At 27.7% G+C, this 8,296-nt stretch carries 10 protein-coding genes; all 10 read right to left on the bottom strand.

What is annotated here, in order from left to right:
* Positions 1–12: 12 nt before the first annotated feature.
* The 10 genes from IC213_RS18695 to IC213_RS18740 all read right to left on the bottom strand — a co-directional run bounded on the left by IC213_RS18695 (position 13) and on the right by IC213_RS18740 (position 8,240).
* Entirely contained in the window at positions 13–798 is a 786-nt protein-coding gene (locus tag IC213_RS18695) for a phage tail domain-containing protein (protein WP_227863425.1), read from the bottom strand.
* Between the two features lie 98 nt (positions 799–896).
* Complete coding sequence (locus IC213_RS18700; RefSeq protein ID WP_227863426.1) at positions 897–1,712, bottom strand: hypothetical protein; 816 nt, start codon at positions 1,710–1,712, stop codon at positions 897–899.
* Between the two features lie 40 nt (positions 1,713–1,752).
* Entirely contained in the window at positions 1,753–2,553 is an 801-nt protein-coding gene (locus IC213_RS18705) for a hypothetical protein (protein ID WP_227863427.1), read from the bottom strand.
* Positions 2,553–3,047 carry a hypothetical protein gene (locus tag IC213_RS18710; protein WP_227863428.1) on the bottom strand — a complete coding sequence of 165 codons (495 nt, stop codon included), beginning with the start codon at positions 3,045–3,047 and terminating at the stop codon, positions 2,553–2,555. Before IC213_RS18710 ends, IC213_RS18705 begins: the two co-directional genes overlap by 1 nt.
* 14 nt (positions 3,048–3,061) lie before the next feature.
* A complete protein-coding gene (locus tag IC213_RS18715) occupies positions 3,062–4,087 on the bottom strand; it encodes a hypothetical protein (RefSeq protein WP_227863429.1) in 1,026 nt (341 codons plus the stop codon).
* A complete protein-coding gene (locus IC213_RS18720; protein ID WP_227863430.1) occupies positions 4,047–4,682 on the bottom strand; it encodes a hypothetical protein in 636 nt (211 codons plus the stop codon). Before IC213_RS18720 ends, IC213_RS18715 begins: the two co-directional genes overlap by 41 nt.
* Positions 4,683–4,691: 9 nt before the next feature.
* Positions 4,692–5,285, bottom strand: coding sequence for a hypothetical protein (locus IC213_RS18725; protein WP_227863431.1), 594 nt, complete (start codon positions 5,283–5,285; stop codon positions 4,692–4,694).
* A gap of 25 nt (positions 5,286–5,310) precedes the next feature.
* Positions 5,311–6,282, bottom strand: coding sequence for a hypothetical protein (locus IC213_RS18730; RefSeq protein ID WP_227831828.1), 972 nt, complete (start codon positions 6,280–6,282; stop codon positions 5,311–5,313).
* A gap of 70 nt (positions 6,283–6,352) precedes the next feature.
* On the bottom strand, positions 6,353–6,811 hold the full coding sequence (locus IC213_RS18735) for a hypothetical protein (RefSeq protein WP_227831829.1): 459 nt from the start codon (positions 6,809–6,811) through the stop codon (positions 6,353–6,355).
* A 40-nt stretch (positions 6,812–6,851) separates the two neighbouring features.
* Positions 6,852–8,240, bottom strand: a complete 1,389-nt coding sequence (locus tag IC213_RS18740) for a hypothetical protein (protein WP_227863432.1) — start codon at positions 8,238–8,240, stop codon at positions 6,852–6,854.
* Between the last annotated feature and the right edge of the window lie 56 nt (positions 8,241–8,296).

The raw sequence follows: 8,296 nt of genomic DNA on the forward strand, positions 1-8,296 counted from the left end.
TCTATCTCTCCCTTATTTTATTATTGGATATTTACACTTAATAGCAACTTTGCAGTTACCGGTAAACTTCAATATATTTACACCTCTTTTTAATCTAATCCACTTTCTATTAACAATATTAAATCTATTTTCTCCATTACTATTTAAAACTGTATAGTACAAATTATCTATTGTTATTTTTTCATTTAATGCTAATCCACTTATTACTAAACTATCTTCTTCCTTATCACTAATACTAGCATTTCTAATAGTTATATCTTCCTCTTTTAAACATTCAATATCAATTACTGGAGCATATTCTTCATCTACATTAGATATATTATTTAGTTTAATTTCCCTTGTATCCTTGACGGTTATTGATTTCTGAAAGTTTCTATATGCATAATTTGTATACGGCTGAAACTCTATTTCCAACACACCTTTTTTATCTTTTGTATACTTTTTTATTATCTTTCTTGCTTTAAGATAATAAATTTCTTCTATGTTATCAAAGGATATGAATGGTTTAAATTCTCTCTGCCAGAACCAATTGCATATATTTTCTAATGTATAATCGTCCCATTCATAAGCCTCTCCATGTTCACTACACAAACAAAATTGTAGTGTTATAGGTTCAACAGTAGTTTCATCTTCACTGTAACAAGGATTTTTGTTAAAAGTATTATCAGATTTAATTGCTTCTTCATAAGGTAATCCATATTCATTTAAAATATCATCATCACCCAATGTAACCAACTTAATGTTCATAGATTCACTTGAGATATTATCAAATAAAAACTTATCATCTAAAAATACCAATTTACCACCTTCTTTCATTTTTTTAAGTTCAAATCCGATTAAAATTATATTTAAACGTAAAAAAATAACCCCTACTCAATTAGGAGTAGGGTAATTCACTATTTCTTAGATTTAACATCCTTTTCGTCTATTAATTCAGCACCTAACATAGAGGCCATTCTAACAGGGCTAACATCTTCATTTCCAACAAATGCAAATGTTACATATTCTTTATTTTCATCTGGTAAAACATCTAGTGTCATATTAAATCCAGATGGATTCTCAGCAGTAAGATTTAATTCTATACTTCTTTGTGCTTTAGCATTTGGAATAGTCATGTATAATACCATATATTCACCATCAGCAGTTTTAGCCATAACATCTGCTTCTACTACATAGTTTGGAGCAGTAGATTCTTCTTTTATCTTTATAACCTTTGCTTTTGGTAACTCTTCTAAGTAAAATACTGCTACTTTATCTCCTGCATTAAAATCAGCAGTAGATATCGTTATTTCTGTATTATCTCCTGTAGCCGTTGAAGTAAATTGTAACTTCTTAACTAAAGATATACCATCTTTTTCTACACTATATACAGATATACTATTAGCAACTGGTTTTACATTTTCTAAAGTAACTTTCTTTGTACCATCAGAAGTTAATAATTTTCTTTTACCAACCTTAGCAGATTCTTCAACCATATCAGAAGCTAATAACATTGCTAGTTGTGGCATTTGTATTACCTCTTGTTCGAGACCTAAACTACAAGTCACGCTGCCATCAAAGGCAATGGCATTTGCACCTTTAGCTTTTGCATATACACTTTCTGAATCTAATTTAAAGTTAAACGCATTTAAATCCGCTGTATAAAAAAGTGGTTCTCCAGTTGTTTTATTTTTTACTATTATATTACTTGCATCTTTTATCGCAAATCTCATTATTTCATCATCCTCTCATTTTTACATAAAAATAACACTGCTATTTAACAGTGCTAGTTTGTATTTTTATTTCTTTAGACCAATGTTTCATCTTATCTGCTCCAATTTGGTATTTAAAAGACCATGCATAACCTAAGTTTTCATTATAATTCTTAAATTGAATTTTAGTCTTATAAATATTAATCAGTTGCCAATAAGTCATTTTTAATATTTCATTTATAGGAATATGCCCATCTATATTTTGAACTATATTTATATAATCACATAAATGATATGCTTCTTTTTCTCTTTTTTTTCTTTCCTTTTCTTTGAAGTGTTCAATTAACTTTCTTTCTCTCTCAGAACCAGTATTTTCAATCCATTTATCTTCATCATCTTGGAAGCTTTTTTTATCAATACAAAACATTTCTAAAATTAAATCTGATACTAGTCCAAAATCTTCTCTACTTATAAAAGCATTTTTCTTTTTATCATTCGATTTAATTAAAATACCGATTTTAATATTATTCATATATTCAATATTCTTAATATCAGTTTTATATAATATAGATAAAGATTTTTTTATCTTATCACTAAGTAATTCAATTTTCTCAGAAGAATCTTTCCTTGATGTTAACATCATTAAATCTAAGATGGGTATAGTGTCATATTTACATTTTAGTTCAAATGATTCCTCGTTACATAGCTGAGAATAACTCTTCTCAAGTATTAAAAATGGATTTACCATCTCTAAATTAACCATATCCAGTTTAACAAGTTCTTCAATGGTTGGTTGATATATAGTACCCATCATATTATTTAAAACTATTGGTAGTCCTGTAATATAATAATTCTCTAACATCACATATCACCAAAACTTTCAGCAGATACAGTTATAACAAATCCGTTGTAATCAGTACTTAGATTATACATCTGATATACATTTTCCAACTTAATCTTGCCTATACCAGCTATTTCCTCATTTTGAGTTATTATATCAACTATGCAACACATCAACGCAACATCTCTTAGGCCATTTACGGTATCTTGGCATTCATCATGACAAACAACACCAATTTCTATCTTTGTTTTTTTAACTGTTCTACTTCCTTCAAAGCAGGGTCTATACTCTGCCATAATTATAAAAACTGATATATCTGCTTCTTTTAAGACTTTTTCTACTCTTCTATTTAGAAATACTTTCTTGTTTCTAAGCTCTTTAACTGGATTTTTTATATCAGGCATAGATAAAATATCTTTTTGGCATTCATCATTATAAATCATAAATTTAGCGAAGTCTTGATTTGACATTAGAGTTGTTCCAATATTTGAAATTAACTTGTTAGGGAAAACCATATAAACTCATATACCTACCCCCTTAGTGTTATCTTTTTGGTGTCTATTATTTCATTTGTATCTTTATCTTTAGCTAATAGCAATACTTCTAAGCCAGAATATTTAGCCAGTGTGTTAGATTTTAAGACGCACAATTTCTCATCTTGATTAATTATATTACAATAGCTATACTGCTTGTCTAAGAGCCATTCAACGCCTTGAGAATGGTCTATTATGTACTTATTTTCTTCACCTAAATTTATTACTTTATTACCTATAATCTTATTAAAAGGTGTCACTGTTTTATCATTTTCAGATAAATCATTCCAAGCAATATTATTTACTGTATCATCTTTTGAAATTAAGGCATCTTGTAAGCATATAGCTTTAATGAGACCGTCTACTCCTGTTTCTCTGCCATTATACTCAAAGTCATTTACCGATGTAACTCTAAAAACAGTTTTACCAGTTAACATTATTCTAGTGTCAATATCTATAGTTTTAGTTATATGATTACTTCCAAAATAAAGTTGTCTTTTTGTATCTGCTACAGATGTATATTTATTATCTGCCATACCATCAGAATATAAAGTTAAATTTTCTACTGAGAGAGGAATTTTATATGTCTGACCTTTATACTTATAATTAAAGAATTGATTGCATCTTTTTATTATAAAATGCTTATACGTATCCATTTCTTTATGTTCTTTAAATATAGTCAGCCAGTAACAATTATCATAAAAAAGATAACAACCTACATCTACATTTAAATCCGATTCAACTAATAGATTTTTTTCATCTAGTGACCTTTTATCATTATTAGTTATATCATTAATTGCAGCTACAGCTCTTTTAGTATCTTTTGTTATACAAACTTCATCTATATCAGTTATAGGAACTTCAATACAGGTTGGTGTTTCTTTTAAATATTTCTTAAAACTTAATCTTAGTTGCAATATTCTTTTTTCTTTAGGAGTTGAACAGCCCAGCCCAATTCTTTTTTTATAATTACCAATATAGCTATTCAATTTTATCCCAACCTTTAAAACCTTTGTATACATATCTTGTCTTGTATTTGGCCAATTGCTCTCTAATTTGAACTTCTAATAAACAAAGTTTTGCTAACATATTAGCACCAGACTTAGTATTATAATCTGAATCAGTTAACATCTGTTTTAAGTTTTCTTCTCTAAGAATCTTAGGTTGAAGCCACCAAATCATCATTCCATAAGCTAATATAATTATTTCATCTAAATCAAGGTCTGAAACTATTTCACCTAAATATTTACTCTTAAATAAAATTTCTTCCTCTGTTTCTGTTTCAAAGGTTATTATACAGTCTTCCTCTTTAAACTCTACAGTATAATCTTTATTGATTTCATACTCTTTATTTGTAGATTTACCAACTAAATAAATATCATGGTTTTTATTAACTTGATTAGCAACATACTCTAATTGATTTATTGGAATTGTAACACAAGATTCTTCTTGTCCTATTATAGACAAATCTTTTCTACATTCATAAAAATCAAATGTAGCCTTTTGAAGATATGAATACATCATATCCTCAATTATTTCCTCTTCAAGTAATAGCATCTCCTCATCATTTATTAGAGAAAGAAATTGTTTATATATATCTTTTATTGGTGTGGCCATAACATCACCTTAATCCTCAAATAAACTTTGTAAACCTAGTCTAGTAGCTATTAAACGTTCTTTATAATGAGAATCAAATTTACCTTTTTTATATAATTCGATTACTCTTGAACCTAAACACTCTATTAAACCATAATTAGCCTTTTCAACTAGATTGACAAACTTATCATTATCTAATTTTAATAATATATGATTTATGTAATCTAAATCGTATTCATCTAAATACTCATATATGTCTTTTAAATTCAAATACTCTAATATATCTTCAATTGTATAATCATCACTATCAACATCAACTATAGTTATAAGATAGTTCTCAAAATATCCTCTATGTTTATTTGATATTTCATATAAATCAGATAACAATATAAAAGTTTTTTCTCCAGCTTTATTCATTTCAAATATAAGTCTTTCATCTCTATCTCTATAAAGAACAGTACCAGTATCTAAGTTCATTATTTCAACTTCTATTTCATCTTTTAGTTTTCTTAATTCACTTCTTAACTGCTTATAGCTCTTTCTTGAATTTGTCTTTTGTAATATTTCAGTTTCATTAATTTGTTCAACTTCATTTGGAACTTCTTTTTTTACTTTTCCAGCCATTTTTTAATCTCCCTTCTAAATAATACTATTGTATTTTATACATACCAAACTTAGAAGCTACAACAACACCTAGATGCATTTTTCTTGACATGAACATTTCTATTTGTTGGTCATCTCTAACTGTTCCATCAGTATTTTCTATTATCATTGTGTCGCCTTCAAATCCTAATTTAATTATCTTTTCATCATTTGGAATAACATATAAAATATTATTACTTAATGCCCATTTATCCCTCTCAGCATCATAATAGTTAGGCAATTCTATTACTGGTGTTCCACTGAAGTTTTTAACATATCCAAAGTTTCTTTTATCATCTTTATCTAAGTCAGCTCCAACACCTTCTATATTACCTACTGCTTCTGGAGTCCCATATATAGCTACAGATTGTCCAGTAGCACCTTTTACTTTATTAACTATTTTCTTTAAGTCCTTATCTGAATAAGCAGCACTAGTTTTTAAATTAGTATGTACAGATGTGTAAGCCCCTTCCATAGTAGATGCTATTGCTTCTGCTATATGATGTTGGAATGTAGCTGACACTCTATCTACCATCTCAGACCAGTCTATTCTTCCAGTTATAAATCTATCGAATTCTTCATATATAGCTATTGCTAATTTAAATGCAGATGTAGGAACTTTTTTCTCTAATAATCTTTGTCTTCTTGTACTATTTTTACCTTCAGCTATATTTGCAATTCTTAATAAATCAGTATTTTTAACTGTAAATTCTTTTTTATTACCTAAATCAAAGTTTTCTACATCACAAAAATCTGAAAATGCCTCTTCAGTCAATCTATTTACTTTATCAGTTATTGTTTCAGATAATATTTGAAATATCTTATACTTATTTTCAAAGAACGTATATTGACCCCACTTACCTCCACATATATCTATTATTTCTTTTCTTAATGCATCCTCACACTGAGTATAATTTTTTACTTTTTTATTTAATATATCATTTGATAAATCTTTTAATGCTATTATATCTATAGCCATCTTTTTTCCACCTTCCATTAGTCGTTTTTTTGCATAAAAAAAGAACTGTCTCCAGTTCTCCTATTTGTTATTACATAAAAGATACATATACTGAGTCTTGTCCATTAAAGTTATATAATTCTTCAACTCTTGCAACTACTGCGCCTGTAGTTTTCTTTGTCAATTTATATGAATCAGCTTTAAGCTCTAATTCATCTCCAACAGCTACCACACCATCAAAATGTTTTTTAGCTAAAGTCATACATAGTCCCTTATGAGGTAATCTAACTCTATCTATTTCACTTGCTTTTAACTCATAATCTCTTTCATCTAATCTTTCATCATATTGAAGTGCAACACTGTCTAAGATTCCAAATCTACATCCTTCTGTTAATTTTTCTATTTTATAACAATCGTTTCCTAACTCTGAATCGACTAAACCTCCTAATGCAACTATCGCACCATTTTCTAGTACATCACTTCCATTTTTTGCTGTTGCAACATCTGGGTACTTGTCTATATCACAATTTAATATCGCTTTATCTGCCATTTTCATATCTCCTTTTCTATTTTTTTCATAAAAATAAACACTACTTATTTGAGTGTTTTCTTAATATTTGTTCATATGATTTTGTATTTTTATTTTCATCTTCTAATGTAGATGAATAATTTATCTTTGCTTCCTCAATAATTTCTTCTTTCTTATCTGTTGTACTAAATTGTTTTGTATTTTCTTTCAATTTTGCATAATCAAGTAAACTTAACTCTTTTCTTAGCTCCTCTAAAGATAGTTCTTTGTTTATGGCAGATTCTTTAAAAGTCTTAACCTCATCCTCTGTTAATGAACTAAATTCTGAGATAATACTAGAAACTTCTACTTTATATTCTTCCATTTCTTTATCAGCCTTGAACTTTCTTAAACCTTCCAACTCTTCAGTTAGATTTTTTATCTCAGTTTCTTTTTCACTAAACTTTTCAAGTACTAACTCTTTTAAAATATCATCTTTAGAAAAAGTTTCTATAACTTCTCCTTCTTTTTTCTCTCTCCATTCTTCTATGTATGATTTTCTGTTTTCATAATCTAAAACAACATCATCGCCATCCATAGAATATGGTATACCATAATAGTTACAACAATTTATATTTTCTTCTAATATAGCTATTTTTTCTTCTGGTAAAATAGTTCTTAAATAATATTCTCTAGTTGTATATTTTCCTCCCCAGTAAGGGTCTTCAACCTCAACCATCTTATTTTTTAATTGACTATTAATAGAAATTCTTATATTTTCTGTTGATAGTCCATAGTTTTTACTTGTACTCAATATATCTTCCTCCTTTCCTTCAAACGAATACATTTCTTTGCAAATATCATAAATTGCTTTTTTATATTTTGAAAAATTACTATATGTATTTATAGATGCCCCTTCAATTCCAGGTGCAACATCATCTCCTAAAATAGTAATTCCTAAAAAACTAAATTTTTTAATATTATAATATCCATCAGCTTTATCAACCTCTCCATCTTCAACTGCTATTTCCATACTTACACTTTTTGACTTTGACTCTGTCAATAATTGATATGCTGAGTTAGAATAATGTTTCCAGATAAGTCCTGTACAATTTAAATATGTCTTCCCATCTTCTTCCGTATAAGTTATCTCTGTATTATTTGGAATAACTCCAAGTGGTCTTTCTAAGAATTTATACTCTATAGAATAACCATCATCATCCTTTACAACTTTAGTTATCATATTATGTTCATCAAAATCTACAGCATTTTCTTCTTCATCATATTTTATATATCCAAGTATGGGTATATCTGATAAAGTTGATTCTGCTTCATTTATAGTTAATAAATCGAACTTAGTTTTATTTAAATTTTTGCCTTCATGTAAAATTTTTAGTTTTACATTTAATTTTCTATCATCTTCTTCATTAGAAAATGTCTCAAATCCACATGGAATACTAACTACTTTCAACCTCTCACCTCCTTAAATAAACATTACATCACTAAAACTTATATCTTTAAAATCTT

The sequence above is a fragment of the Clostridioides sp. ES-S-0049-02 genome, from assembly GCF_020658465.1.
Lineage (GTDB): Bacteria > Bacillota > Clostridia > Peptostreptococcales > Peptostreptococcaceae > Clostridioides.

Coding starts and splice junctions, on each gene's coding strand:
- IC213_RS18700 (WP_227863426.1), bottom strand. CDS start 1,712: ATGAGATTTGCGATAAAAGATGCAAGTAATATAATAGTAAAAAATAAA.
- IC213_RS18705 (WP_227863427.1), bottom strand. CDS start 2,553: ATGTTAGAGAATTATTATATTACAGGACTACCAATAGTTTTAAATAAT.
- IC213_RS18710 (WP_227863428.1), bottom strand. CDS start 3,047: ATGGTTTTCCCTAACAAGTTAATTTCAAATATTGGAACAACTCTAATG.
- IC213_RS18715 (WP_227863429.1), bottom strand. CDS start 4,087: ATGTATACAAAGGTTTTAAAGGTTGGGATAAAATTGAATAGCTATATT.
- IC213_RS18720 (WP_227863430.1), bottom strand. CDS start 4,682: ATGGCCACACCAATAAAAGATATATATAAACAATTTCTTTCTCTAATA.
- IC213_RS18725 (WP_227863431.1), bottom strand. CDS start 5,285: ATGGCTGGAAAAGTAAAAAAAGAAGTTCCAAATGAAGTTGAACAAATT.
- IC213_RS18730 (WP_227831828.1), bottom strand. CDS start 6,282: ATGGCTATAGATATAATAGCATTAAAAGATTTATCAAATGATATATTA.
- IC213_RS18735 (WP_227831829.1), bottom strand. CDS start 6,811: ATGGCAGATAAAGCGATATTAAATTGTGATATAGACAAGTACCCAGAT.